At 48.6% G+C, this 26,682-nt stretch carries 21 protein-coding genes and 1 rRNA gene; 20 read left to right on the top strand and 2 right to left on the bottom strand.

Annotated elements, in window-relative coordinates; translation table 11 throughout:
* The first annotated feature begins 513 nt into the window (after positions 1 to 513).
* Both MJO46_RS10775 and glpK read left to right on the top strand, forming a co-directional pair.
* The gene (locus tag MJO46_RS10775) at positions 514 to 1,863 is read left to right on the top strand and encodes an outer membrane protein transport protein (protein ID WP_253989311.1); all 1,350 of its coding nucleotides are present in this window, start codon (positions 514 to 516) and stop codon (positions 1,861 to 1,863) included.
* Between the two features lie 193 nt (positions 1,864 to 2,056).
* Positions 2,057 to 3,541 (top strand): glycerol kinase GlpK, encoded by a 1,485-nt coding sequence (gene glpK / locus MJO46_RS10770; protein WP_253989310.1) that lies wholly within the window; start codon positions 2,057 to 2,059, stop codon positions 3,539 to 3,541.
* Between the two features lie 124 nt (positions 3,542 to 3,665).
* On the opposite strand, the gene MJO46_RS10765 is transcribed toward glpK, so the two are convergent.
* Complete coding sequence (locus MJO46_RS10765) at positions 3,666 to 3,995, bottom strand: hypothetical protein (protein ID WP_253989309.1); 330 nt, start codon at positions 3,993 to 3,995, stop codon at positions 3,666 to 3,668.
* A gap of 690 nt (positions 3,996 to 4,685) precedes the next feature.
* Here MJO46_RS10765 and mraZ point away from each other — a divergent pair.
* The 15 genes from mraZ to lpxC all read left to right on the top strand — a co-directional run bounded on the left by mraZ (position 4,686) and on the right by lpxC (position 21,684).
* The gene (gene mraZ / locus MJO46_RS10760; protein ID WP_198782050.1) at positions 4,686 to 5,144 is read left to right on the top strand and encodes a division/cell wall cluster transcriptional repressor MraZ; all 459 of its coding nucleotides are present in this window, start codon (positions 4,686 to 4,688) and stop codon (positions 5,142 to 5,144) included.
* A gap of 30 nt (positions 5,145 to 5,174) precedes the next feature.
* Complete coding sequence (gene rsmH / locus MJO46_RS10755) at positions 5,175 to 6,116, top strand: 16S rRNA (cytosine(1402)-N(4))-methyltransferase RsmH (protein ID WP_198782051.1); 942 nt, start codon at positions 5,175 to 5,177, stop codon at positions 6,114 to 6,116.
* Between the two features lie 12 nt (positions 6,117 to 6,128).
* Entirely contained in the window at positions 6,129 to 6,443 is a 315-nt protein-coding gene (ftsL, locus tag MJO46_RS10750) for a cell division protein FtsL (protein WP_253989308.1), read from the top strand.
* Between the two features lie 13 nt (positions 6,444 to 6,456).
* Positions 6,457 to 8,211 (top strand): penicillin-binding transpeptidase domain-containing protein, encoded by a 1,755-nt coding sequence (locus tag MJO46_RS10745; RefSeq protein ID WP_253989307.1) that lies wholly within the window; start codon positions 6,457 to 6,459, stop codon positions 8,209 to 8,211.
* Positions 8,208 to 9,698: a UDP-N-acetylmuramoyl-L-alanyl-D-glutamate--2,6-diaminopimelate ligase gene (murE, locus tag MJO46_RS10740; protein WP_253989306.1), complete on the top strand. Its 1,491-nt coding sequence runs from the start codon at positions 8,208 to 8,210 to the stop codon at positions 9,696 to 9,698. Before MJO46_RS10745 ends, murE begins: the two co-directional genes overlap by 4 nt.
* Entirely contained in the window at positions 9,695 to 11,077 is a 1,383-nt protein-coding gene (murF, locus tag MJO46_RS10735; protein ID WP_253989305.1) for a UDP-N-acetylmuramoyl-tripeptide--D-alanyl-D-alanine ligase, read from the top strand. Before murE ends, murF begins: the two co-directional genes overlap by 4 nt.
* The gene (gene mraY, locus MJO46_RS10730; protein ID WP_198782056.1) at positions 11,078 to 12,160 is read left to right on the top strand and encodes a phospho-N-acetylmuramoyl-pentapeptide-transferase; all 1,083 of its coding nucleotides are present in this window, start codon (positions 11,078 to 11,080) and stop codon (positions 12,158 to 12,160) included. It begins immediately after the preceding gene.
* A gap of 6 nt (positions 12,161 to 12,166) precedes the next feature.
* Entirely contained in the window at positions 12,167 to 13,486 is a 1,320-nt protein-coding gene (gene murD / locus MJO46_RS10725) for a UDP-N-acetylmuramoyl-L-alanine--D-glutamate ligase (protein ID WP_253989304.1), read from the top strand.
* Positions 13,476 to 14,687: a cell division protein FtsW gene (gene ftsW, locus MJO46_RS10720; protein ID WP_198782058.1), complete on the top strand. Its 1,212-nt coding sequence runs from the start codon at positions 13,476 to 13,478 to the stop codon at positions 14,685 to 14,687. The genes murD and ftsW overlap by 11 nt, the downstream gene beginning before the upstream one ends.
* Positions 14,687 to 15,775: an undecaprenyldiphospho-muramoylpentapeptide beta-N-acetylglucosaminyltransferase gene (murG, locus tag MJO46_RS10715; protein WP_253989345.1), complete on the top strand. Its 1,089-nt coding sequence runs from the start codon at positions 14,687 to 14,689 to the stop codon at positions 15,773 to 15,775. Before ftsW ends, murG begins: the two co-directional genes overlap by 1 nt.
* A gap of 2 nt (positions 15,776 to 15,777) precedes the next feature.
* The gene (gene murC, locus MJO46_RS10710; RefSeq protein ID WP_253989303.1) at positions 15,778 to 17,244 is read left to right on the top strand and encodes a UDP-N-acetylmuramate--L-alanine ligase; all 1,467 of its coding nucleotides are present in this window, start codon (positions 15,778 to 15,780) and stop codon (positions 17,242 to 17,244) included.
* 150 nt (positions 17,245 to 17,394) lie between these two features.
* Positions 17,395 to 18,144 carry a cell division protein FtsQ/DivIB gene (locus MJO46_RS10705; RefSeq protein ID WP_253989302.1) on the top strand — a complete coding sequence of 250 codons (750 nt, stop codon included), beginning with the start codon at positions 17,395 to 17,397 and terminating at the stop codon, positions 18,142 to 18,144.
* Positions 18,125 to 19,360: a cell division protein FtsA gene (ftsA, locus tag MJO46_RS10700; protein ID WP_006079897.1), complete on the top strand. Its 1,236-nt coding sequence runs from the start codon at positions 18,125 to 18,127 to the stop codon at positions 19,358 to 19,360. The genes MJO46_RS10705 and ftsA overlap by 20 nt, the downstream gene beginning before the upstream one ends.
* Before the next feature lie 33 nt (positions 19,361 to 19,393).
* Complete coding sequence (gene ftsZ / locus MJO46_RS10695) at positions 19,394 to 20,581, top strand: cell division protein FtsZ (protein WP_198782061.1); 1,188 nt, start codon at positions 19,394 to 19,396, stop codon at positions 20,579 to 20,581.
* Positions 20,582 to 20,763: 182 nt separating this feature from the next.
* On the top strand, positions 20,764 to 21,684 hold the full coding sequence (gene lpxC / locus MJO46_RS10690; RefSeq protein WP_198782062.1) for a UDP-3-O-acyl-N-acetylglucosamine deacetylase: 921 nt from the start codon (positions 20,764 to 20,766) through the stop codon (positions 21,682 to 21,684).
* Between the two features lie 12 nt (positions 21,685 to 21,696).
* On the opposite strand, the gene MJO46_RS10685 is transcribed toward lpxC, so the two are convergent.
* A complete protein-coding gene (locus MJO46_RS10685) occupies positions 21,697 to 22,143 on the bottom strand; it encodes a DUF721 domain-containing protein (protein ID WP_253989301.1) in 447 nt (148 codons plus the stop codon).
* A gap of 27 nt (positions 22,144 to 22,170) precedes the next feature.
* Between MJO46_RS10685 and MJO46_RS10680 the strand changes: the two genes are divergently transcribed.
* From MJO46_RS10680 to MJO46_RS10670, 3 genes are all read left to right on the top strand, one after another.
* Positions 22,171 to 23,070: a M23 family metallopeptidase gene (locus MJO46_RS10680; RefSeq protein WP_253989300.1), complete on the top strand. Its 900-nt coding sequence runs from the start codon at positions 22,171 to 22,173 to the stop codon at positions 23,068 to 23,070.
* A gap of 60 nt (positions 23,071 to 23,130) precedes the next feature.
* A complete protein-coding gene (gene secA, locus MJO46_RS10675) occupies positions 23,131 to 25,857 on the top strand; it encodes a preprotein translocase subunit SecA (protein ID WP_253989344.1) in 2,727 nt (908 codons plus the stop codon).
* Between the two features lie 707 nt (positions 25,858 to 26,564).
* Positions 26,565 to 26,682: ribosomal RNA gene (locus tag MJO46_RS10670) — 16S ribosomal RNA — on the top strand; the annotation flags it as partial.

Genomic DNA, 26,682 nt, shown 5'->3' with positions numbered 1-26,682 from the left:
ATTTGTACCAGATGATGGATGTTGATCATGCGCCTAGATGGAAATCTAGGCGTTTTTGTTGCTGCCTATTAAATGCCTATTAGTTAACGTATTGTATTTAATGTTTATTTAAACTGATTGTACTATCTAAATATAAAATCATTCAGACGTTAGTGATTTATGCTAAATGTGGCTAAGAAAAATGAGTTACAGTTGTTTATAGTTTTTATTTTTGTAATTTACTGATATTAATGGGTTTATGTTTTTTGTTGCTTTTGTGGTTTTCTCCAATAGCGAGTTTTAAGTCTAGTGATGACTGTGTTTTGATGTTTGAATATTGATCTTTATCACTAAAAGTATCCAATATTGGAATTTATTTAGTTTTTTCATCTGTTTTATCTCCTTTGGTTGCAAACATCTTCTGCATAAGTAAACTGCTGCGCATTCAATCTGGAGTGTTTGCTCTATTTTGCCTGAATGCCGCAGTACTCATTTAAGTAGTACAGATAACAATAAGATGATTAGAGAATGATAATGCAAAAACGTCTTCTGACTTTGGCTGTCACTGCAGCCTTGTTAAATTCAACGACTCAACTCCATGCCGCAGGTTTTCAATTAGCCGAATATTCTGCCACAGGTTTAGGCCGCGCCTTTGCGGGTGAAGCCGCTATGGCGGATAACGCTTCGGCTCAAGGTCGAAATCCAGCCATGCTAACTTACCTTGAAGGTCGTCAGCTCTCTGCGGGTGGCATTTATGTGATGCCAAATGTCGATGTGACTGGTGATGTGAGCCTAAGCTCGCCGTTGCTTGGTCCAGATCCTGTTGTTATGAAAGGTGGCGATGCACTGGATGTGGCCGATGATGCGCTGGTACCTAACTTTTATTATTCAAATCAGCTAAATGACCAATGGACTTGGGGCCTAGCGGTAAACTCTAACTATGGCCTCGCCACTGAATTACCTGCGACCCACGCCGCGGCTATTTTTGGTAATAAGACTTCGGTAACGACCGTTGAGTTTAATCCCAATATTGCTTACCGCATCAATGACGCAGTCAGCGTCGGTGCTGGTGTGCGGATAGTTTATGGTGAAGGTGAAATTGGTGCCTCATTACCCGGTTGGGTCGATGGCATTAAACCGGCTTTGCCTCCTCAGGTTGCTGGTATGTTACCTCCTGGAGGCACTGAGCTTAAGAGTATGGAGGGGGATGATGTAGGTTACGGCTGGCAGTTAGGTGCAAGCTGGCAGATTAACCCTGCTCACCGTTTAGGTTTTGCGTATCACAGTGGCGTTAAATTAGAGCTAGATGGTCATGCTTCAGGTGTGATTTATACCGGCGGCCAAGATGTGTCTATCGAAGGGTATTTACCCCTTGAATTACCCGCTTTTGCTGAGCTTGCTTCCCATCACCAACTGACCGATAACTGGGCCATGCATGCGAGTGTGAACTGGACCGATTGGAGTGTATTCGATCAGCTGGTGGCATATTTCCCTGGTGAGGTTAAACCTAAGGGCGGTTTAGAGTCTGATTTAGTTAAAGAAGAACACTTCGAAGATAACTGGCGCTTCGCGCTGGGAACCACTTACCAAGTCAATAATGCTTGGTTAGTGCGTGCCGGTGTCGCTTTAGATAAAACGGCGGCGCAGGACGAGTGGCGCACGACGACGATTCCTGATTCAGACCGTCTGTGGTTCTCTGTCGGCGCAGGTTATCAGGCGACTAAGCAGCTGAATGTCGATTTCGCGGTGACCTATATCAAAGCAACAGGCGATGCGCCCATCAACGAACAGCAAAATCTATTAAACCTAGCGACAGTTAACTTTAACGGCGAAGCGAGCGGTGATGTGTGGCTTGCGGGTATCCAGATGAGCTATAAGATGTAAGTTCTTAGTAGTCTTAAAACGCCCTGAAAATTCAGGGCTTTTTTATGTCTATAGCATGATGGCGTTATCTTGTTTTACGGCTTGATTGCTGGTCACAGCGGAAAATTGCGAATATATTCATTGCATAAGTAGTGGATCATGTTAATTCTCGCCAGCATAAAAAGGTGGCTGAGAGTTCAGATAGGATAGTAGCGTGCAGAAAAAATACGTGGTGGCCTTAGATCAAGGCACGACCAGCTCAAGGGCGATAGTGTTCGATCACGATGCCAATATTGTCAGCGTGTCCCAGCGGGAATTTACCCAGTTGTACCCTAATCCCGGTTGGGTCGAGCACGATCCTATGGAGATTTGGGCAAGCCAAAGTTCAGTGTTAGTTGAAGCGCTGGCGCGTGCGGGGATCCACAGCGATGAAGTGGCGGCGATTGGCATTACCAATCAGCGGGAAACTACTGTTATTTGGGAAAAGGCCACTGGCAGACCTGTCTACAATGCGATTGTGTGGCAGTGTCGGCGTAGCTCTGAAATTTGTGAGCAACTCAAAGCTCAAGGGCTAGAAGAGTATGTGCGTGAAAATACTGGACTGTTGCTCGACCCTTATTTTTCAGGCACTAAGATTAAATGGATTCTGGATAATGTGCCCAATGCCCGTGTGCAAGCCGAGCGCGGTGAGTTGTTATTCGGCACTATCGATACTTGGCTGGTGTGGAAGTTAACCGAGGGTAAAGTGCATGTCACCGATCCCACCAATGCTGCTCGCACTTTGTTGTTCAATATCCATAGCCTGACTTGGGATGATAAGTTACTTAAGGCCTTAGACATTCCTTTATCTTTGTTGCCCGAAGTTAAACCTTCCTGCAGCGTGTATGGCACCACACGGATTGCCGGTGAAGGCAGTGAAATCCAAGTCGCTGGGATGGCGGGGGATCAACAGGCTGCGCTTTTTGGCCAGTTATGTGTCGAGCCCGGCATGGCGAAGAATACATACGGCACAGGTTGTTTTTTGTTGATGAATACCGGGACCAAAGCGGTGCGCTCTAACCATGGGTTACTGACCACTGTTGCCGTGGGGCCGAAGGGCGAAGTGAACTACGCCCTCGAAGGCTCCGTCTTTATGGGCGGTGCGACTATTCAATGGCTGCGGGATGAACTCGGGCTTATTCGTGATGCCAGCGATACCGAATATTTTGCCTCTAAGGTTGCCGATACCAATGGCGTGTATCTAGTGCCCGCCTTTGTCGGACTCGGGGCGCCCTATTGGGACCCCAATGCCCGTGGCGCGCTATTTGGGTTAACCCGTGGCGCCAATCGTAATCATATTATTCGGGCGGCGTTAGAATCCATCGCTTACCAGAGTAAAGATTTACTCGATGCCATGATCAAAGACAGCGGCGTCAGTCTTAAGCGTTTGAAGGTGGATGGTGGCGCGGTCGCCAATGACTTTTTAATGCAGTTTCAAGCGGATATTACCGATGTTGAAGTGCTAAGGCCAAGCGTTTGTGAGACAACCGCTTTGGGCGCGGCATTCTTAGCTGGGCTGGCGGTGGGTTTTTGGGAGAGTGTGATAGAGCTTGAGCATAAGGCCTGTATCGATAAGCATTTTATCCCCAACATTGACGCCCAGACTCGGGGGAGCTTATACGCAGGTTGGCAGGATGCGGTCGCTAGAACCCGCGCTTAAGCGATTGGCGTTAAGATGTGTTGAGCTTTGAGATTGGGTTCGCTTGAAATGTACTCGATTGCCGCTAAGAAAAAGGCGCAAATTCCATTGAATTAGCGCCTTTTCGTTTTATATCAGTACGGGTTTAGACTTCAACATCAATAATATGTTGACTCGATTGCTTGTTGATTTCCGCCGTATCGTCAGTCACCTCAAGCATTAGACCTTCTTTTAATTTCTTTGGCTTATCGGACGCGCGGCGCTTTTTATTGCGCTTGGCATCGGATTCTTTGCGTCTGTCCCTGACTGTGGCATCACGACCCTCTATGGTTGGGGGGAGTTGCGATTGGGGTGATTCATGGCTATCAGGTGCATTAGCAGTGGTACTGCTCACCTGATCGACGACCCGTTTAGGGTGAAATACTGCTTTTGCTGGCTGTGCCAACATGGCATAAATACTGTCCAATCCACTCATAACGCCTCCTTTTTTAAGCCACTTGTCATTCTATCGGCAGGAGCTGGTTAATATTTAGACTATACGCTGTTTAAGATCCTTTGGCGATTTGCCGCGATGAGCAAAAAATAGATGTCTGCCATATCAGCGCATTCAGATTGCGATCGGCATAAGAGTGGAGCCTTCGTTAGCAACAGTGCTTTTGGGTCTAACCCTAGGTTAACGGGGCGCGATCTTTGATCTTTCTCGCAATCATTAAATAAATTTCTTAGTCGAAGCTTTTGGCCAAAAATAAATATTTAGCGATTTATGCTGCATCAGGCGATTTTGTGGCGCTGACGACAACTGAAATTGAAGCCATATTTTATGGCAATGCGTGCGTCTATCGTGATTTATCTCAAGGCCAAAGCCCGCAATTACAGAAATTTAGCGGCATAATTTGTATTGCAACTGCCTGAAAGCTAACGATTGCTGCTTATTTGCCCTCTACTTATCTCCCTCCTTTCCATCGTTTAGCCGATTTTATACCGATTTTTTTGTCAAAACTTTGTCACTAGGTTATAGGGGCAACATGCTGCTAACCCGCTTGCCGACTGGCTTTATAAAAGGATCCCATCCCTTGACAATGCTTGTCCACTGTCCCTAAACTTAGCAGTTGTGGGAAATAGTGGATATTTGTGGATCAAAAATCAAAGGATAGGATGAATTAGCGTGTTTCGTGGAGCCAGTGCCATCAACCTAGATACAAAGGGACGGATCGCTATTCCAGTGCGATACCGCGAACCTTTGCAGCTTGAGCACCAAGGCCGCATCGTGATTACCGTCGATATTCAATCCGCCTGTTTACTCTTGTATCCAATCCATGAATGGGAATTGATCGAAGCTAAGTTGCTAAAGCTTTCAGATACCGACCAAACCCAGAGATCCTTAAAACGACTGTTGCTCGGTTATGCCCATGAGGTAGAACTCGACGGCAATGGACGCATATTACTGCCACCGCCGCTGCGGCAATACGCCAGCTTAGATAAGCGCATCATGTTGGTGGGGCAGTTAAACAAATTTGAGCTGTGGGATGAGCAAGCTTGGCTGCAGCAAATTGATGAGTGTCAGGAAACGATTCGAAGCGAGGAGCTTGCTAACAACGAGCGTCTGGCGGATTTTTCACTCTAACGCGTCGCATAACTAAATAAGAAGAGAGTAATGAGTCAGGAATTTGCCCATTTATCCGTTCTGCTAGAAGAAACGGTCGGCGGTTTGAACATCAAAGACGATGGCATCTATATTGATGGCACGTTCGGCCGCGGTGGTCATTCAAGACAAGTGTTGCAACGACTCGGTGCCAATGGTCGCTTGATTGCCATCGACAGAGATCCCCAAGCGATTGAAGCCGCAAAACAATTTAGCGACGATCCCCGCTTTCAAATCGTCCACGGTGGTTTTGGTCAGTTAGCCGATTATGTCGAGGAATTGGGCCTTGTCGGTAAAATTGATGGCGTGCTACTCGATTTAGGAGTGTCTTCGCCGCAACTTGACGATGCCGAGCGTGGGTTTAGTTTCCTGCGCGATGGGCCGCTCGATATGCGGATGGATAATAGCCAAGGTGAAACCGCAGCCCAGTGGATTGCCCGCGCTGAAATTGAAGATATGGCCTGGGTATTCAAAACCTATGGTGAAGAGAAAAACGCCCGCCATATTGCCCGTTGTATTGCTGCTGACCGTGACAAAACGCCATTTTTACGCACTAAAGATTTGGCCGATTTAATTGCCCGTATCACTAAGAATAAAGAACGCAATAAGCACCCGGCAACCCGCGTGTTTCAAGCGATCCGTATCTATATCAATAGTGAATTAGACCAGATAGATCAAGCTCTTGAGGGAGCGTTAACCGTACTTGCACCTCAGGGACGTTTATCGATTATCAGCTTCCACTCCTTGGAAGACCGCATCGTTAAGCGTTTTATTCGTCGCCACAGTCAAGGCGAAAGCGTGCCCCACGGTCTGCCGATTACTGAAGATCAAATTAACAAGTCGCGCAAGCTGCGCGCCATTGGTAAGGCAATTATGCCGTCCGATGAGGAAATTGAACGCAATGCTAGGGCCCGCAGTTCGGTGTTACGCATTGCCGAGCGATTAGATTACTAAGGGGCAAACGCAGTGAGTAAGCCCTCTTTAAATCTGCCACGGATCGTTTTGCACGATTTATGGCGTCACAAATGGCTCTTGTTATTGGCTTTGCTCGTGTTAGGTCATGCAGTTGCCGTGGTTTATACCAGCCATGTTAGCCGTAAACTCACGACCCAGTGGGACCAACTGCTACAGGAGCGGGACAGATTAGATATTGAGTGGCGCAATTTATTATTGGAAGAGCAATCGCAAACGGAACATAGCCGTATTACGCGTATTGCATCGAAGGAGCTCAACATGAGTCGCCCCTTGCCCAGCGAAGAAGTTGTGGTAAAGGTGCCGTGAGTATAGGGAAAATATGATTAGGCAAGCAAAAACCAAACAGGCGAGCAAAAAGCAAAAGCCACAACTTATCCACTGGCGTCTATACGTTGTGGTGGGGTTTGTGCTTGCGCTATTTTGCAGTCTAGTGGGACGCGCGGCCTATATTCAAATCATCGAGCCCGATAAGCTACGCCACGAAAGTGATATGCGCACCCTGCGCACCACCAGTCGTGAGGTGCAGCGTGGCTTGATCACTGACCGCAATGGTGACATGTTGGCCGTCAGTGTGCCAGTGCGTGCGGTCTGGGCCGATCCTAAGCAAGTGAATGATAATAATGGTTTTGCCGATATGCGCCGTTGGCAAGCCCTCGCCGATGTGCTGCACGAGCCTATCGAAGATGTGCTTGACAGGGTGCGCAGTAATCCCACTAAACGTTTTACCTACCTTAAACGCCAAGTCACTCCCGCGGTGGCCGATTATATTACCCAATTGAAGTTACCCGGGGTGTTTTTAAAGTCTGAATCGCGCCGTTATTACCCAGGTGGCGAAATCACCGCCCAATTGATCGGTATCACCAATATTGACGATGTCGGTATTGAAGGCGTTGAAAACGCGTACAACAGCTGGCTCACGGGCACGCCATCGAAACAAAAAGTGCGTAAATCCCGTGATGGCCATGTGGTGGAGCGCCTTGATATTGTTCAAGAAGGCGAGAGTCCAAATGATCTGGTGTTGAGTATCGATCATCGCATTCAACAACTTGCCTATCGCGAGCTAAAACGCACCACGGAAATGAACCAAGCTACTTCGGGTTCGATTGTCGTACTCGATATCCACACGGGTGAAGTGTTGGCGATGGTGAATACTCCTTCGTACAACCCTAATGCGCGCGACAATCTGCAAACCTTCAGAATGCGTAACCGCGCTATGACAGATACCTTCGAGCCCGGTTCGACCATTAAACCTTTTGTGGTAGTGGCGGCGCTTGAGGCGGGTACAGTTAAGTCGACCGATATTATCCCGACGTCCCCTGGTTGGATGCGCTTGGGTGGCCGGCAGGTGCGCGACCCTAATAATTATGGTGACATGAGCTTGGCGCGCATTTTGGCCAAATCCAGTAACGTGGGGATCAGTAAATTAGCCCTTTCGATTCCAGTACAACAACTGCTGGGCACTTATCAATCTATGGGTTTAGGTAACTTTTCTGGCATTAACCTTGTGGGCGAAAGCGCGGGTTTGATCCAAGACAGGCACCGTTGGTCCGACTTTGAACGCGCTACTTTATCCTTCGGTTACGGTTTAACGGCCACCACACTGCAGCTTGCTCGCATGTACGCCACCTTAGGTAATGGCGGCACTTTATACCCAGTTTCTATTTTAAAGCTCAAGAAGCCGCCCGAGGGTGAACGAGTTATTTCACAAGACGTGGCTAATAATGTGCTGCAGATGATGGTCAGTGTTACCGAAAAAGGCGGCACGGGCACATTGGCCCATATCGATGGTTATCCGGTTGCGGGTAAGTCCGGTACTAGCCGTAAGGCGATTGCAGGGGGATATGGTGATGATTATGTGGCCTTATTTGCAGGCGTTGCCCCAGTAAATAATCCAAAACTTGCGATTGTGGTTGTGGTTAACGAGCCTAAGGGCGATCTCTATTATGGTGGTTCAGTGGCAGGGCCGGCGTTCGCAAAAGTGATGTCCGGTGCACTGCAAATGCTAAACGTTGAACCCATTTCCGATAAAGAACAGGTGCAGTTGGCGGGTATCGCCGCAGGGAGAACAGAATGATGTTGTTACGGGATCTGCTCGCACCTTGGTTTGAGTATTTGGGCAATCAGTCCTTCAATCATTTGATCTTAGATAGCCGCGCAATATGTCGCGGCGATGTGTTTTTGGCGCTGCCAGGGCATAAAGTTGATGGTAGACAGTTTATAGATAAAGCCTTAGCTCAAGGTGCCACCGCAGTGTTAGTCCATACGGACAACCCAAGTGAGCATGGCAAAGTGCTAACAAGCGAGCATGCTGAGCAAGGCGTACAGATTTATTTTTATCGGCTTAGCCAGCAGGTTTCGGCGTTGGCCTCCGTGCGTTACCCCGTGAGCCAAGGCCAATCCATGGGTGTTATCGGTATCACAGGAACGAACGGTAAGACCTCGACCAGCCAGTTAATTGCCCAGCTAACTACCTTATTAGCACGCAAAGCGGCGGTAATGGGCACTTTAGGTAACGGCCTTTGGGGTGAGTTGGTCGATAGCGGCAATACCACGGCCGATGCCATTACCCTGATGCGACAATTGAATGAATTTGAAGCGCAAGGTGTGAGCGTGTGCGCGATGGAAGTCTCGAGCCATGGTTTAGTCCAAGGACGAGTCGATGCCGTGCCCTTCGATGTCGCCGTGTTTACTAATCTAACCCGTGACCATCTCGATTATCACGGTGATATGGAAAGCTATGCCGCGGCTAAACAAATGCTATTTCGCTTCGATGCCTTGCGTCACGGGTTGCTGAACTTAGACGATGCCGTTGGCGCCGTTTGGTTATCTGAGCTGCAAAATGTCGCCGCTAAGATCTGGGGCTTTAGTATTGAAGGCCATCCTGAAGCCACCTTTTATACCAAAGCTGTGCAATTTAATGACCAAGGAGTGCAGGCTACATTAGTTTGGCCCGAGGGCGAAGTCGAAATCCGTTCTCCTTTATTAGGCGCGTTTAACCTATCGAATTTACTCGCGGCATTATCTGCCTTGTATTTACAGGGAATAGATATGCGGGCATTGGCTGAGCAGGTGCCTTACTTAGTGCCTGTGGCTGGCCGCATGGAGCGTTTTACTACGGCGGACAACATCACCTTAGTGGTCGATTATGCCCATACGCCAGATGCTATTGAACAGGCGTTAAACGCCCTACGCCGCCACTGTACTAGTGAGTTATGGTGTGTATTTGGCTGTGGTGGCGACCGTGATAAGGGCAAACGTCCACTCATGGGACAAGCGGCGGAGCAATTTGCCGACCGCATTATGGTGACCAGCGACAATGCCCGCAGTGAAGATCCTAAGCAAATTATTACCGATATTATCCAAGGGCTTATTAATCCAGAGCTCGCATTGACTCAGGTTGACCGTGTCACAGCCATTAAAGAGGTTGTGGCATTGGCTAAACCTGGGGATGTGATTTTGCTCGCGGGTAAAGGCCATGAAACTTACCAAGAGGCGGCAGGCGTGCGTTATGACTACGATGAACGCGCCCTGGCACGCCAGTTATCGGAGCAAACCAGATGATCCCTCTTTCCCTCGAGGCCCTATGCCAACACTTAGGTGAGCGTCGAGTCGGTGACGATGTCACCATCCAAGATTTAAGCAGCGATAGCCGTAAAATCGGCGTTGCAACTCTGTTTGTTGCCTTAAAGGGTGAGCGTTTCGACGGCCATGACTTTGCGGCCACGGCCATTGAGAACGGTGCTAAGGCGTTAATGGTCGAACGTGAACTCCCCTTCGATATTCCGCAGCTTATCGTCGCCGATTGTCAAAGGGCCATGGGTGCGATAGGTGCTTATGTCCGTGACCAAGTGAATCCCATTTGCGTGGCTTTAACGGGTTCTAACGGCAAGACCAGTGTGAAGGAAATGATTGCCACTATTCTGTCGGCTAAACATCAAGTGCTTTACACCGCGGGCAATTTTAATAACGAGATTGGCGTGCCCTTAACCCTACTGCGCTTAACGCCCGCGGATGAATATGGGGTGTTTGAGCTGGGTGCTAACCATAAAGGTGAAATCGATTACACCTCAGGCTTGGTGCGTCCAAATGTAGCGCTGGTGAATAACGTTGGTAGTGCCCATTTAGAAGGGTTTGGTTCCCAAGCGGGGGTTGCACAGGCCAAGTCGGAAATTTTTAATCATTTGCAACAGGGTGGCACCGCCATTATCAACGCCGATGATGCCTTTGCAGATGTGATGAGGGTGAAGGCTAAGCACTATAAGCAGCTGAGCTTTTCCCAGCAAGAAGGTGCGGCAAAACGGCATATCGATGTGATTGCAAGCGGACATAAAGCGGATAAAGAGGGTTGTTATCGTTTTATGCTCAATTACTTAGGTGAATCTTGCCCTGTGGTTTTACCACTGGCTGGCCGCCATCAAGTGAGTAATGCACTCGCCGCTGCAAGTGTTTGTATTGCTTTGGGATTGAGTTTGACTGAAATATCGAATGGCTTAAGCCAGTTGACTCCCGTGAAAGGGCGGATGCAGCCAACTCAATTAGGACGAATTCGTTTAATCGATGATAGCTATAACGCCAATCCTGTGTCTGTCGGAGCCGCAATCGCTTGGTTAAAGGAAATTTCTGAAAATCGTTGTTTGGTACTGGGAGATTTGGGCGAATTAGGCGACAATGCGCCCCTTTTGCACGCTGAGCTCGGACAACTGGCCAAACAGCAGGGGATTGATGCGCTGTTTTGTACGGGGAATTTGAGTCAGCACACGAGCCAAGCTTTCGGGGCGGAGCACCATGACAGCGTGGCGACGTTAGTAGAAAAACTGATAAAACACATCAACCAGTTGCCGGGACAGGTGACGGTTTTAGTTAAAGGTTCACGTAGCGCCGCCATGGAGCGGGTCGTGGATGGCCTAACAGTAGCCTTCGGGCGTGGGGAGTTAGTGTAGATGCTGGTGTATCTGGCCGAGTATTTAACCCAGTTTCATACAGGGTTTAACGTATTTTCTTATGTGACATTTAGAGCCATTTTAGGCCTATTAACCGCATTAATTTTTAGCCTCTGGTGGGGACCAAAACTGATCGAACGTTTGCAGTTAATGCAAATTGGCCAAGTAGTGCGTAACGATGGCCCAGAATCACACTTTAGTAAACGCGGTACGCCAACTATGGGTGGTCTGCTGATCTTAGCCGCCATCTTTATCAGCGTATTGTTGTGGGGCGACCTAGGTAGCCGCTATGTGTGGGTGATGCTGTTTGTGCTCGGTAGCTTCGGCCTGATTGGCTTTATCGACGATTACCGTAAAGTAGTGCGTAAAGACACTAAGGGCTTGATTGCGCGTTGGAAGTATATTTTGCAATCCTTAGCCGCATTGTTAATCGCCTTCTTTTTATATGCAACCGCAGCTAACCCGGGTGAAACCCAGCTAGTGGTGCCTTTCTTTAAAGACGTGATGCCGCAACTTGGCGCCGTATTTATTGTATTGGCGTACTTCACTATTGTGGGTTCGAGCAATGCGGTGAATTTAACCGATGGCCTCGACGGTTTGGCGATTATGCCGACTGTGATGGTCGCGGCGGCGTTTGCCTTGATTGCGTATTTATCGGGTCACGCTCAGTTTGCCAATTACTTACATATCCCGCATTTGCCGGGGTCGGGTGAACTCGTTATCGTCTGCACCGCCATTGTCGGTGCAGGTTTAGGCTTTTTATGGTTTAACACTTACCCAGCACAAGTCTTTATGGGCGATGTGGGTTCACTCTCATTAGGCGCAGCCCTTGGTGCGATTGCGGTGTTAGTTCGCCAAGAAATCCTGTTAGTGATCATGGGTGGTGTGTTTGTGATGGAAACTGTGTCAGTGATCCTACAGGTGGGATCCTACAAGTTGCGTGGCCAACGGATTTTCCGCATGGCGCCCATTCACCACCATTACGAGTTAAAAGGTTGGCCGGAACCACGCGTGATTGTCCGTTTCTGGATTATCTCGATTTTCTTAGTGTTACTCGGCTTAGCAACGTTGAAGTTAAGGTAATAGGTTATGCAAAATCAGTATTCACACATAGTGTTGGGTTTGGGTGCTACAGGGCTCTCTGTGGTGCGCTATTTGTGTGAAAAAGGCATTACGCCGCTGGTCATGGATAGCCGCAGGCAACCACCGGGAGCTGATACCTTAGCGGCTTCTTTCCCTGAGGTACAGTTGATTGCGGGCGGATTTGATTGCCGTTATTTAGTGCAGGCGACGCAAATCATTATTAGCCCAGGTATTGCTATCGATACGCCAGAGGTGCGCGCCGCACTGGATATGGGGATTGAGGTGATTGGTGATGTCGAGCTATTTGCCCGTGAAATTGCCGAGCGTAAACCCTGCGTGATTGGAATTACAGGCTCAAATGGCAAAACGACAGTGACCACCTTAGTCGGTGAAATGCTGCGCGAAGCGGGTATGGCGGTCGCCGTGGGTGGGAATATCGGTATTCCGGCGCTGGATTTGCTGAAAGAGAATGCCGAGATTTTTGTGCTTGAGTTGTCGAGCTTCCAGCTTGAAACCACCCACAGTTTGAATTGTGTGGTCGCAACCTGTTTAAACGTGACCGAAGATCATATGGACAGATACAGCGATATGGATGCCTATCGCAACGCTAAATTGCGTTTGTATCATCAGAGTCGCGCCATCCTCTTTAATCGTGACGATGCCTTAACTATGCCAACGGAACCGATGAACCAAAACAGTTTTGGTTTAGCCGCGCCCGAAGGTGATGAATGGGGCATCAGCGACAGCAAGATTTACCATGGGCACAGTGAAATTATGCCAATCACAGAAGTATCGCTGATTGGTAGCCATAACCACGCCAATTTACTCGCCGCCATGGCCTTAGTTGATGTGGTTGGCGTGGATAAGCAGGTGATGGCCAAAGTTGCCCGTACCTTTACTGGGCTTTCGCACCGCTGCGAAGTTGTGGGCGTTAAAGCGGGCGTCACCTATGTCAACGACTCAAAGGCTACCAATGTGGGTGCCACAGTCGCGGCGCTCGAAGGCTTAAGTGATCACTTAGGCGATATTATTTTAATTGCTGGCGGCGATGGTAAAGGGGCTGATTTTGGCCCGCTCGTAGAGCCGTTAGCTGCAGTGACTCACCTGATTACCTTAGGCCGTGATGGTAATAAAATTGCCGCGCTTAAAGCGGGGGCGATTAAAGTCGACTCTATGGCTGCAGCAGTGACTAAGGCGGCAGAATTAGCCTCATCCGGTGATATCGTTTTGCTGTCGCCCGCCTGTGCCAGCCTAGATATGTACAGTAACTTTATGGCCCGTGGTGATGACTTTAGAAGCCAAGTGGAGCAACTCGATGGCGAGTGATGCAAGACAACTCAGCCTGTTTGGGCGGGTGTTGAATGCACTCCCCAACTGGCAACGTGATACCGAAGTCCCGGGCGTGCAATTGTACGATCGGGCTTTGCTCACTGCTGTGTTGTCTTTGATTGGCTTTGGTTTTGTGATGGTGATGTCGGCGTCTATGCCTGAGGCTCAGACGTTAACGGGTAATCCGTTTTACTTTATGACGCGCCATGTGGGCTATTTACTCGGTTGCCTCATCATTGCGGCGTTCGTGTTACGGATCGAAATGCAAACTTGGCAGCGTATGAGTCCCATTATGTTGCTCGTCGTGGGGCTGATGCTTGTGGCGGTATTAGTGGTTGGGACCACAGTCAACGGGGCGACGCGTTGGTTATCCATAGGCCCGATCCGTATCCAAGTCGCGGAAGTGGCAAAGTTTGCCTTCTCTGTGTATATGGCGGGTTATTTGGTGCGTCGTCATCAGGAAGTACGTGAAAATGCGAAGGGTTTTTATAAGCCGATCGCGGTATTTGCAATCTACGCCATCTTGATTTTGATGCAACCAGACTTAGGGACTGTGGTGGTGCTGTTCGTCGGTACGGTTGGGCTGCTGTTTTTGGCGGGTGCGCGTTTGCTCGACTTCTTCGCCCTGATCTTTGCCGGAGTCCTAGCCTTCGTTGCCTTAGTGTTATTAGAACCTTACCGTATGCGCCGGGTCACTTCGTTTATGGATCCTTGGCAAGATCCCTTCGGTAGTGGCTATCAGTTAACTCAATCTTTGATGGCCTATGGTCGCGGAGATTGGTTTGGTCAAGGGCTAGGTAACAGTATTCAAAAATTGGAATACTTACCCGAAGCCCATACCGACTTTATCTTCGCCGTGATTGGGGAAGAGTTAGGTTTTATCGGCATTATTGCCGTGTTATCCGTGTTGTTGTTTGTGGCATTGAGGGCGATTCGATTAGGCAACCTTTGCCTAGTGATGGATAAAGCCTTCGAAGGTTACTTAGCCTATGCCATTGGTATTTCTATTTGTTTCCAAACCGTAGTGAATGTGGGCGCCAGTATCGGCATGTTACCCACTAAAGGGCTAACACTGCCCTTTGTGAGCTACGGTGGCAGTAGTTTATGGGTCATGACGGTAGCGGCAATGACACTGCTACGCATCGATTACGAACGGCGCATGAGTTTAGTTCAGGCCGTACAAGGGAGATTAAAGTGATGACCCCAAAGGGTAAACGTATTTTAGTCATGGCAGGTGGCACGGGAGGTCATGTATTCCCGGCATTGGCTGTGGCTAAATATTTAGCACAACAGGGTTGGCAGGTGCGTTGGTTAGGCACGGCCGATCGTATGGAAGCGCGTCTTGTGCCCCAGTATGGTTTTGATATTGATTTTATCGATATCAAAGGCGTCCGTGGTAATGGCTTAGTGCGTAAATTGGCGGCGCCCTTTAAAGTGGTGCGCTCAATTTTGCAAGCTAAGGCCGTGATTGCCGAGTTTAAACCCGATGTGGTACTGGGTATGGGCGGCTTTGCCAGTGGTCCGGGTGGTGTGGCGGCAAAATTAGCCGGAGTGCCCTTAGTGCTCCATGAGCAAAATGCTATTCCAGGGATGACCAATAAGTTGTTATCGCGGATTGCGAGCCAAGTGCTATGTGCCTTTAACAATACCTTTACCAAGGTGAAGGCAAAAGTCGTTGGCAATCCGATTCGCCGCGAGCTGATTGCCCTTGGCGCCGAGCCTAAGCAAGTCGCCGATGATGCCCTAAAAGTGCTCGTCGTGGGCGGTAGTCTGGGTGCGAAAGTTTTTAACGATTTAATGCCAGAGGTGGTGGCTGCGTTGAGTAAACAGCAATCGATTACCGTGTGGCATCAAGTGGGTAAAGATAATCTTGCCATCGTAAAAGCGGCATACCAACAGCAGGGGCAAGATGGCGGGGTGAATGTCGCCGAATTTATTGATGATATGGAGGCCGCGTATCGTTGGGCAGATGTGGTATTGTGCCGTGCCGGTGCGCTGACGGTATCCGAGTTGGCGGCGGTAGGGCTGCCAAGCATTTTGGTGCCTTATCCCCATGCGGTAGATGATCACCAAACCCGTAATGCTCAGGTTTTGGTTGAGGCTGGCGCCGCTTTCCTATTGCCGCAGGCTATCTTGGACGTGAACAAACTGGTGAGTAAGTTACAGTTACTTGCCAATGATAGAGCAGAATTAGCCCATATGGGCCAAAGAGCGAGGGACGTTGCCGTGTTGGATGCAACCGAGCAGGTCGCCCAAGTGTGTATCACTCTCGCCGAGAAAGGATAAGTATGACTAAGACAGAAAGATACATACAACTCAGAAGTATGATCCCAGAAATGCGCCGGATTAAGCGTATTCATTTCGTCGGCATTGGCGGCGCGGGCATGGGCGGGATCGCTGAGGTATTAGTAAACGAAGGTTATCACGTCAGTGGTTCGGACATAGCGCAAAATGCGGTGACCGACAGACTGTGTTTACTCGGCGCTAAGATCTACATCGGCCACGGGGCCGACAATGTGCAGCAGGTGGATGTGGTCGTAGTGTCAACCGCGATCAACCCTGAAAATCCAGAGATTATTGCGGCAAAAGAGCTGCGGATCCCTATCGTTCGCCGCGCTGAAATGTTAGCCGAGTTAATGCGTTATCGCCATGGTGTGGCGATTGCGGGCACCCATGGTAAAACGACAACCACTAGCCTTATCGCCAGTGTTTATGGTCAGGCTGGGCGGGATCCCACCTTTGTGATCGGCGGTTTGCTGAATAGCGCAGGGACTAATGCAAGATTAGGTACCAGTCGTTATTTGATCGCAGAGGCGGACGAGAGCGATGCCAGCTTCCTGCATTTGCAGCCCATGGTCAGTGTGGTGACTAACATCGAAGCCGATCATATGGATACCTACGGTGGCGACTTTGAGAAACTCAAATCCACCTTCGTCGATTTTCTGCATAATTTGCCATTTTATGGCGTAGCTGTGGTCTGTATCGACGACCCTGTCGTGCGGGAAATTATGCCGCGTATTGGTCGCCATTTAGTTACCTATGGCTTTAGTGATGATGCCGATGTGCAGGCGCTGAATTTCAGTCAACAAGGGCATCAATGCCGTTTTACCGTAAGACGTAAAGGTAAAGACGATTTAGATCTGCTGCTCAACCTGCCAGGTCAGCACAATGTACTCAATGCGCTGGCCGCCATTGCCGTGGCAACCGAAGATGAAATCGATGACAGTGCCATCATGCAAGCCTTGGCTGAATTCCAAGGTATTGGCCGTCGTTTCCAACATTTAGGAAAGTTCGCCACACCTAAGGGCGAAGTGATGTTAGTCGATGATTATGGTCATCACCCCAGCGAAGTGGCGGCGACCATTAAAGCGGCGCGTGCAGGCTGGCCTGAAAAGCGTTTAGTCATGGCCTATCAGCCCCATAGATATACACGTACCCGAGATTTGTACGAAGACTTTATTGAGGTGTTATCCCAGGTGGATTGCCTGCTGTTGCTCGATGTCTACAGTGCAGGCGAGGCGCCCATTACTGGGGCCGATGGGCGGGCATTGTGTCGCTCGATCCGTCTGCGTGGCCAGCTCGATCCTATCTTCATTGCCAGCCCAGATCAGCTAGCCGAAGTGCTACCCGATGTGTTGCAGGAAGGGGATTTATTGTTGACCCAAGGTGCGGGTAATATAGGCGCCCTGTCGCGCCAGTTAGCAGTATCAGAATTAGGCTTTGCAACGGTTGTGGCTAACGCAGCAAAACCTTGATGCATCCCGCGGGATCTCGGGTTAAAGGAAATTTTGACCAAAAGATTTAGCTCTATATAATGGCCGATTTTCTGTGGTTTTTAGTAGTGTCGTTGAAAGGTGGAAACAAACGTGTCTTGGAGTGATAAGAGGCGACACTGGCGGGCGAGGATGTCCCGGGTCAATTGGTACCTGTGGAGTGGGATTGGTTTTTTATGGCTAGTCATTGGTAGCTTCGTCTTTGGTGGCTACCAGTTACATAAGTTTTTAAATGATGCCAGCACCTTGCCAATTGAGGCGGTTGCCATCAAAGGTGAACGGACTTACACCACAGATAGAGATATACAAATTGCACTACAGGATTTAATGCAGCGGAGTTTTTTTAGCGCAGACATTACCTTAGTGCAACAGGCGCTAGAAGCCTTACCTTGGGTGTATCGCGCATCGGTCAGACGTGAGTGGCCTGCGAAACTCAGGGTGTATTTACAAGAACAGCAACCCGTTGCCCATTGGAACGGTAGCTCATGGTTAAATGTGCATGGCGAAGTGTTTGAGGCGTCATCCCGTCCAGAGCTTGAATATCTGCCGCAATTATCTGGGCCGGATGATATGGGCACTGAGGTATTAACCGCCTACGCGCAGGTTAACTCCTTGCTAAAGATTAATGGCTTTACCTTAGCCAGCTTAAATTTAACGCCGCGCCATGCGTGGCACGCGACCCTAGGTAACGGTATTGTTTTAGACCTAGGTCGAGAAGATAAAATGGCAAGAATACAAAGGTTTATTACAGTTTATCCGCTATTGGCTAAACATGATAAACCGATTGCCAGAGTGGATTTGCGCTACGACACAGGGTTGGCCGTAGGCTGGGGCGATGCACAAACAAGAGAGCCGATAATTAATGATCAAAAACCAAGATAGAAATCTGATCGTCGGATTGGACATAGGAACCTCTAAAGTCGCAGTGATCATAGGCGAAGTTCTGCCCGATGGCGAAATCAGCATAGTCGGCCTTGGTAATCATCCTTCAAGGGGGATGGATAAAGGTGGCGTTAACGATTTAGACTCCATCGTGCGCAGTGTACAACGCGCGCTCGATCAAGCGGAATTAATGGCGGATTGTCAAGTGTCATCGGTTTACCTGAGCATTTCAGGCAAACATATCGCCTGCCAAAACGAAAATGGCATGGTGTCGATTAACGATGAAGAAGTGACACAGGAAGATGTCGATAACGTGATCCACACCGCTCGCTCGGTGAAGATCCCGACGGAACGTCGCATCTTACACGTACTGCCGCAGGAATATGCGATCGACGTACAAGACGGTATTCGCAGCCCTATCGGTATGTCAGGAATGCGGATGGAAGCCAAGGTACACATAGTGACCTGCGCCAATGATATGGCGAAGAACATCACTAAGAGCGTTGAGCGCTGCGGTTTAAAAGTGGATGATTTAGTGTTCTCTGGAATCGCCTCGGCCGATGCTGTGTTGACCTTCGATGAGAAAGACCTAGGTGTGTGTATCGTCGATATCGGCGGTGGTACTACGGATATTGCGGTGTATACCAATGGCGCCCTGCGTCACTGTGCAGTTGTGCCAGTTGCGGGTAACCAAGTGACCAACGATATTGCGAAGATTTTCCGCACGCCGTCGTCACATGCCGAACAAATTAAAGTGCAATTCGCCTGTGCGCGCAGCTCCATGGTGAGCCGTGAAGACAGTATCGAAGTGCCCTCTGTAGGCGGGCGTCCATCGCGTAGCATGTCACGTCACACACTGGCTGAAGTGGTCGAGCCAAGATATCAAGAGCTGTTTGAGTTAGTGCTCAAGGAGCTAAAAGACAGTGGTTTAGAAGACCAAATCGCCGCAGGTATTGTGCTCACGGGTGGCACAGCGTCGATTCAAGGCGTCGTCGATATTGCGGAAGCAACCTTCGGCATGCCAGTTCGGGTGGCTTCACCGCTACCGATCAAAGGGTTATATGAATACGTGGATCAGTCTATTTACTCCACTGGAGTCGGGCTGCTTCACTACGGTGCAAGACGGGTGATCGAACGTCAATTCGAACGTCCTGAGCGTCAAGGGGTAACCAGTGCTTGGAATCGGGTCCAAAGCTGGTTTAAGGGCGAATTTTAATTTTCATAACGCAGGCAACACGGAGATCAGACAATGTTTGAGATCATGGACACTCACTCAGATGACGCGGTGATTAAAGTCATCGGCGTTGGCGGCGGCGGCGGTAATGCTGTCGAACATATGGTCAAACACAACATTGAAGGTGTTGAGTTTGTCGTTACCAACACAGACGCGCAGGCACTACGTAAATCCAGTGCTGGCTCAACAATTCAATTAGGCCGTGATGTCACTAAAGGCCTAGGTGCAGGTGCTAACCCGGATGTGGGTCGTGCAGCCGCTGAAGAAGATCGCGAGAACATTCGTGCCGCAATTAAAGGCTCGGATATGATCTTTATCGCCGCAGGTATGGGCGGTGGTACAGGTACAGGTGCTGCGCCAGTCGTGGCGCAAATCGCCCGTGAAGAAGGTATTCTTACCGTTGCGGTTGTGACTAAGCCTTTCCCCTTCGAAGGCAAAAAGCGTATGGCTTATGCCGAGCAAGGTATCGCCGAGCTCGCTAAGCACGTGGATTCGTTAATCACGATCCCGAACGAGAAATTATTAAAAGTATTGGGCCGTGGCACTTCATTACTCGATGCATTTGCTGCAGCGAATAACGTGTTACTTGGCGCTGTACAAGGTATTGCTGAGCTTATCACTCGTCCAGGTTTGATTAACGTCGACTTCGCCGACGTGAAGACTGTGATGTCTGAAATGGGTAATGCCATGATGGGTACAGGCGTCGCTCGCGGTGAAGACCGTGCAGAAGAAGCGGCGGAAGCTGCCGTTGCCAGCCCATTATTAGAAGATATCGACTTAGCCGGTGCCCGTGGTGTGTTAGTTAACATTACCGCAGGTATGGATATGAGTATCGAAGAATTCGAAACTGTCGGTAACCATGTTAAGGCTTACGCCTCTGACAACGCGACTGTGGTCGTGGGTGCGGTTATCGACCCAGAAATGAGCGATGAGCTGCGTGTTACAGTGGTTGCAACCGGTATCGGTGCTGAAAAGCGTCCTGATATCCAATTGGTTTCTAAGCCTGCACCTCGCCCTGAGCCTGTCGTTGTGGAACCAAAAGTTGAAGCTTATGTCGAAGAAGTTGCCCATGTGAGCTATGCTGCACCAAAGGGCAATGTATTGCCAACGGCGGCTCAACCTGCTCCGGCACCTGCACCTTCAACGAAGCATGAATTGGATTACCTTGATATTCCAGCGTTTTTGCGTAAGCAAGCTGATTAATAAGGGCATTTGAGTCCAGCGTGTATTCTGTGGTGTCACTCGTTGTCGAGCGATACCACAGGATAGCTGCATTTGTATGACATGGTTAAGTTATGTTACCATGTCATATCTCTGTGGCTGTTTTGCCGCCGCTGGGTGTACAAATATTAGGCTTTGCAATTCGAATTTAAACGGGTAACTGAATGATATTTCAAAGAACTGTTCAAAAAATGGTGAAAACTACCGGCGTCGGATTACACTCCGGCAATAAGGTCACCTTGAGCATTATGCCCGCACCAGTTAATACAGGGATCGTACTTGTGCGTACCGATATGAGTCCTGCCGTTGCAATTCCTGCGAAGGCGGAACAAGTTCGTGAAACTACTATGTGCACGGCTCTTGTCAATGACGAAGGTATTCGAATTTCGACTATTGAGCATTTGTTTGCTGCACTCGCAGGTTTAGGCATAGACAACGCCGTAATCGAAGTGGACGCACCTGAAATCCCTATTATGGATGGCAGTGCGAGCCCATTCGTCTTCTTATTACAGTCTGCCGGTATTAAAGAGCAGGCTGCACCTAAGAAGTACTTAAAGATTAAGCGCCCTGTGCGTGTTGAAGATGGTGATAAGTGGGCCGAGTTAAAACCTTTTAAAGGTTTTAGAGTCAATTTTAAAATTGACTTTGCTCACCCAGAGATCGCTCGCAGTCAACAGCATGTGGTGATGGACTTCTCAACATCTGCTTTTGTGAAAGATATCAGCCGTGCCCGTACTTTCGGTTTTATGCGTGATATCGAGTATCTGCGTGCGAACAACCTTGCATTAGGTGGCAGCATGGAAAATGCGGTTGTGCTTGATGAATACCGCGTCCTCAACCCCGACGGCCTGCGTTATGAGGACGAGTTTGTTAAGCACAAGATTTTAGACGCATTTGGTGATCTCTACGTAGCCGGACACGCCATTTTAGGTGAGTTCACAGCCTATAAAACGGGTCATGCACTGAATAACCAATTAGTGCGAGCACTGCTGGCGCAACAGGATGCGTGGGAGTTAGTCAGCTTTGAAAAAGAAGCCGATGTTCCCGTCAGCTTTACTGTGCCAGGTGGCGCCGTATTTGCTTAAAAAAGTGTGAGTTTATTTATTACGGCTGGCCAATGAGGCCAGCCGTTTTAGTTTTTCGCCCAGTGTGCCACTCACATTTTCTGCTAGCGCGGCAATATGTTCCGCCGCAACAGGGCTCATTTCTTTGTGAGCTTGTTTAGGCTTTGCATCATACATTGCTAATCTCGGGTTGACTTTGACTTCAATTGCGGTAAGGATTGGGAGCGTTTCTGCTTGAAGTTGCGCGAGTAGCTTCGACTTTTGGAAATTAATTCGTGCGGCCCAGGCTGCCGAAGTGGTTTCAACTACAAGAACACCCTGGCGGAAGTTAGCGACTTTCAGCTGTTCCGCAATAGGACCTGCGACAATCTGCTTCACATGCTGATCCAGATACAAAAGTAGTTCCGCTTTCTCAGCGATGTCGGGTAATTTACCCGACTGGTGTAGTAATTGGCTGAGATCTTGAGGGGGCTTTTTCATATGATAATAAGATGGCTGAATTAGGCTATGAGTGTAACAGTATTTATTCAAGGTCGGAATGGCGTCACGCGCTGGCAACCCAGTAAACGCTGGTTGCTCCTACCCATGTTATTGTTGGCTACAGGTGCCGGTATTTATCAACACAACTCCGCTCGATTTGAAGATCAGCAAGCCAGTGTTGATAATGATCGTATCCAACGTGAACAACAGAAGAAACAAGTCTTAGAACTCAAGAGTGCTACCGAGTCTCAACTAGCCATGCTAGTGACTCATGTTGCCCGTATGCAAGCAAAAGTCACTCGTCTCGAAGCCTTGGGTCAACAAGTTGCCGAACGAAATAAACTCGAAGATGATTTCGATTTTTCATCCGAGGTGGGTGTCGGTGGCTTGAGCGAACTAGGCACTAACATCGAACTTGGACAGCTTATCGACGATATGGATAAGCTCGCCTCACGAATTGATAACAATAATGTTCAACTGTCACTACTTGAAACAGTGTCATCTAACCTCCATATAGATGAAGAGCGTTATGTATCTGGGCTGCCACTCGATAAAGGTTGGCTTTCATCGCCCTACGGATTACGTAATGACCCTTTCAACGGTCGCAGAACCATGCATAAAGGCATAGATTTTACTGGCCGAGAAGGGGCGAAAGTTGTCGCGACTGCCTCAGGGGTGGTGACTTGGGCTGGGAATATGTTCGGTTATGGTGAGTTGGTCGAAATTGACCATGGTAATGGGTTACGTACTCGCTATGGCCATAATAAAGCTTTGTCAGTGACTGTAGGTGATGTGGTCGCAAAAGGCGATACCATCGCCAGTATGGGAAGTACTGGGCGCTCGACAGGGGCCCATGTACATTATGAAGTGTTGCGTGGCGGACAGCAGATAGATCCACAGAAGTTTGTCTACCGCAAAGCAAGTTAATTGAAACATTGGCTTCTAGGTTCCATCATGGACTTGGCCTACAGAGAATAAGTGATTCAGATGTTTGGTAAATTACTGACAAAAGTATTTGGTAGTCGTAACGACCGTACCCTTAAAGGTTTACAAAAAGTCGTTAATCAGATTAATGCGCTTGAAGCCGATTATGAAAAATTAACCGATGACGAGTTAAAGGCCAAAACCGCCGAGTTTCGTGAGCGTTTAGCAGCAGGTGAAACCCTCGAAGCGATTATGGCCGAGGCATTTTCCACCGTTCGTGAAGCATCGAAGCGTGTGTTCGAAATGCGCCACTTCGATGTGCAGTTGCTCGGTGGCATGGTGCTCGATAGCAACCGTATTGCCGAGATGCGTACCGGTGAAGGTAAAACCTTAACGGCAACTTTGCCCGCTTACTTAAATGCGCTGACGGGAAAAGGCGTGCACGTCATTACAGTGAACGATTATTTGGCACGCCGTGATGCCGAGAATAACCGTCCACTATTTGAATTCCTCGGTTTGACCGTCGGCATCAACGTGGCTGGTCTTGGTCAGCATGAAAAGAAAGCCGCCTATAATGCCGATATCACCTACGGTACTAACAACGAATTCGGCTTTGACTATCTGCGCGATAATATGGCGTTCTCGCCACAAGAGCGTGTTCAACGTCCATTGCATTACGCCCTGATCGACGAAGTCGACTCAATCTTAATCGACGAAGCGCGTACGCCGTTGATTATCTCTGGTGCCGCTGAAGATAGCTCTGAGCTATACATCAAGATCAACACCCTGATCCCAAGTCTTATCCGTCAAGATAAAGAAGACTCGGAAGAATATGTGGGTGAGGGTGACTACAGCATCGATGAAAAAGCCAAACAAGTGCATTTCACCGAGCGCGGTCAAGAAAAAGTCGAAAATCTGCTGATCGAGCGTGGCATGTTAGCCGAAGGCGATTCACTCTATTCGGCTGCCAATATTTCATTATTGCACCATGTTAATGCGGCCCTGCGTGCTCATACGTTATTCGAGCGCGATGTTGACTATATAGTCCAAGATGGCGAAGTGATCATCGTCGATGAGCATACTGGCCGTACTATGCCGGGTCGTCGTTGGTCAGAAGGCTTACATCAAGCCGTTGAAGCCAAAGAAGGCGTACACATTCAAAACGAAAACCAAACCTTGGCTTCGATCACTTTCCAGAACTACTTCCGTCAATATGAGAAGCTGGCGGGTATGACAGGTACTGCCGATACTGAAGCGTTTGAATTCCAACACATCTACGGATTAGACACTGTCGTAGTGCCGACAAACCGTCCAATGGTGCGTAAGGATATGGCGGACTTGGTTTACTTAACCGCCAATGAAAAATATCAAGCGATTATCAAAGATATCAAAGATTGTCGTGAACGTGGCCAGCCAGTATTGGTAGGTACAGTATCTATCGAGCAATCTGAGTTATTAGCTCGTTTGATGGTGCAGGAAAAGATCCCACACCAAGTACTTAACGCTAAGTTCCACGAAAAAGAAGCGGAAATTGTGGCACAGGCAGGTCGTACTGGCGCTGTGACCATTGCCACTAACATGGCCGGCCGTGGTACTGACATCGTGCTCGGTGGCAACTGGAATATGGAAATCGATGCCCTCGATAATCCAACTCCAGAGCAAAAAGCCAAGATCAAAGCCGATTGGCAAGTGCGCCATGATGCCGTAGTTGCCGCCGGTGGTTTACATATTTTAGGTACCGAGCGTCATGAATCTCGTCGTATCGATAACCAGTTACGTGGCCGTGCGGGTCGCCAAGGTGATGCGGGGTCTTCACGTTTCTACCTATCGATGGAAGATAGCTTAATGCGCATCTTCGCCTCGGATCGTGTCTCTGGCATGATGAAAAAATTGGGGATGGAAGAAGGCGAAGCGATCGAACATCCATGGGTGTCCCGTGCTATCGAAAACGCCCAGCGTAAAGTTGAAGCACGTAACTTCGATATCCGTAAGCAATTACTCGAGTTTGACGATGTGGCCAACGACCAACGCCAGGTTGTATATGCTCAACGTAACGAGCTGATGGATGCCGAAAGTATTGAAGATACTATTCAAAACATCCAAGACGATGTGATTGGTGCGGTAATCGACCAGTATATCCCACCACAATCGGTTGAAGAGTTATGGGATGTTCCAGGTCTAGAGCAACGTCTCAATCAAGAGTTTATGCTCAAATTACCTATCCAAGAATGGTTAGATAAAGAAGACGATCTGCACGAAGAGAGTCTACGTGAGCGTATTATCACCTCTTGGTCAGATGCCTATAAGGCAAAAGAAGAAATGGTTGGCGCGCAAGTATTACGTCAGTTCGAGAAAGCCGTAATGCTACAAACTCTCGATGGCCTGTGGAAAGAACATTTAGCGGCGATGGACCATCTGCGTCAAGGTATCCACCTACGTGGTTACGCACAGAAGAATCCAAAGCAAGAATATAAGCGCGAGTCGTTTGAGCTATTTCAACAATTGCTCACAACCTTGAAGCACGACGTCATCAGTGTGTTGTCAAAAGTACAAGTGCAAGCTCAATCTGATGTCGAAGAGATGGAAGCCCGTCGCCGTGAAGAAGATGCCAAGATCCAACGGGATTACCAACATGCTGCAGCTGAGTCACTCGTCGGTGGTGATGCCGAGCCTGAAGTAGTAGCTGGTCATACTCCAATGGTCCGTGATGGTGAGAAGGTTGGTCGTAATGATCCTTGCCCCTGTGGCTCTGGCCGTAAATATAAACAGTGTCACGGTAAATTGAGTTAATTCACTGTCATTGATGACCGTAAATACACTAAAGCAAAAGGCGACTTAACTAAGTCGCCTTTTTCATCTCTATCCTTTTTCGTTTTTCTCTAGCGTAATGCCCATCTCAGTTTAAATTGGCTCTATCCTCAGGATCTTAAATTGGTCTTGAAGCGGATTACGCAATAAATAGTTTGAAATTTAAGCGTTATGCACCTTTATGTGGATAAGTCTGAGGATAAATAGTGGGTATTTTGTGACTAACTGAAACCATTGAAAAAAGATCAAAATTTCTCAAAAAAGCCCTTGCACAAAATCTGCAGCTCCCTATAATGCGCATCCACTGACACGGCAGACAGCGAAACGCAAGTTAAGCCAAGAAAGCTAAGCAGTTCATCGGTTAGCGAGCTACACGATGAGAGTTAAGAAAGTTGAAAAAACTACTTGACGCACTAATGGGAATGCGTAGAATACGCAGCCCTGACCCGCTGAAAACACTGAGTGTGTAAGCGAATGGTCAACGCTCTTTAACAATATATCAAGCAAATCTGTGTGGACACTCACAGGTGTTGAGTTAATCGAAACTGCTTAACCTTAGGGTTGGCAGTCAAAGAATTAAATCAATGTAATAATGAGTGTTCATAGCAATATGTACAGTTTGTTTTGGCTTTTAAGTTGAAACAAAAAATCAGAATTCATTGAGCCGTTTCTTCGGAAACAAAAAACTTTAATTGAAGAGTTTGATCATGGCTCAGATTGAACGCTGGCGGCAGGCCTAACACATGCAAGTCGAGCGGCAGCACAAGGGAGTTTACTTCTGAGGTGGCGAGCGGCGGACGGGTGAGT

Origin of the sequence: Shewanella sp. KJ2020 (assembly GCF_024197625.1) — a bacterium.
Taxonomy (GTDB): Bacteria; Pseudomonadota; Gammaproteobacteria; order Enterobacterales; family Shewanellaceae; genus Shewanella.
This window is presented reverse-complemented; position numbering and strand designations above follow the sequence as displayed.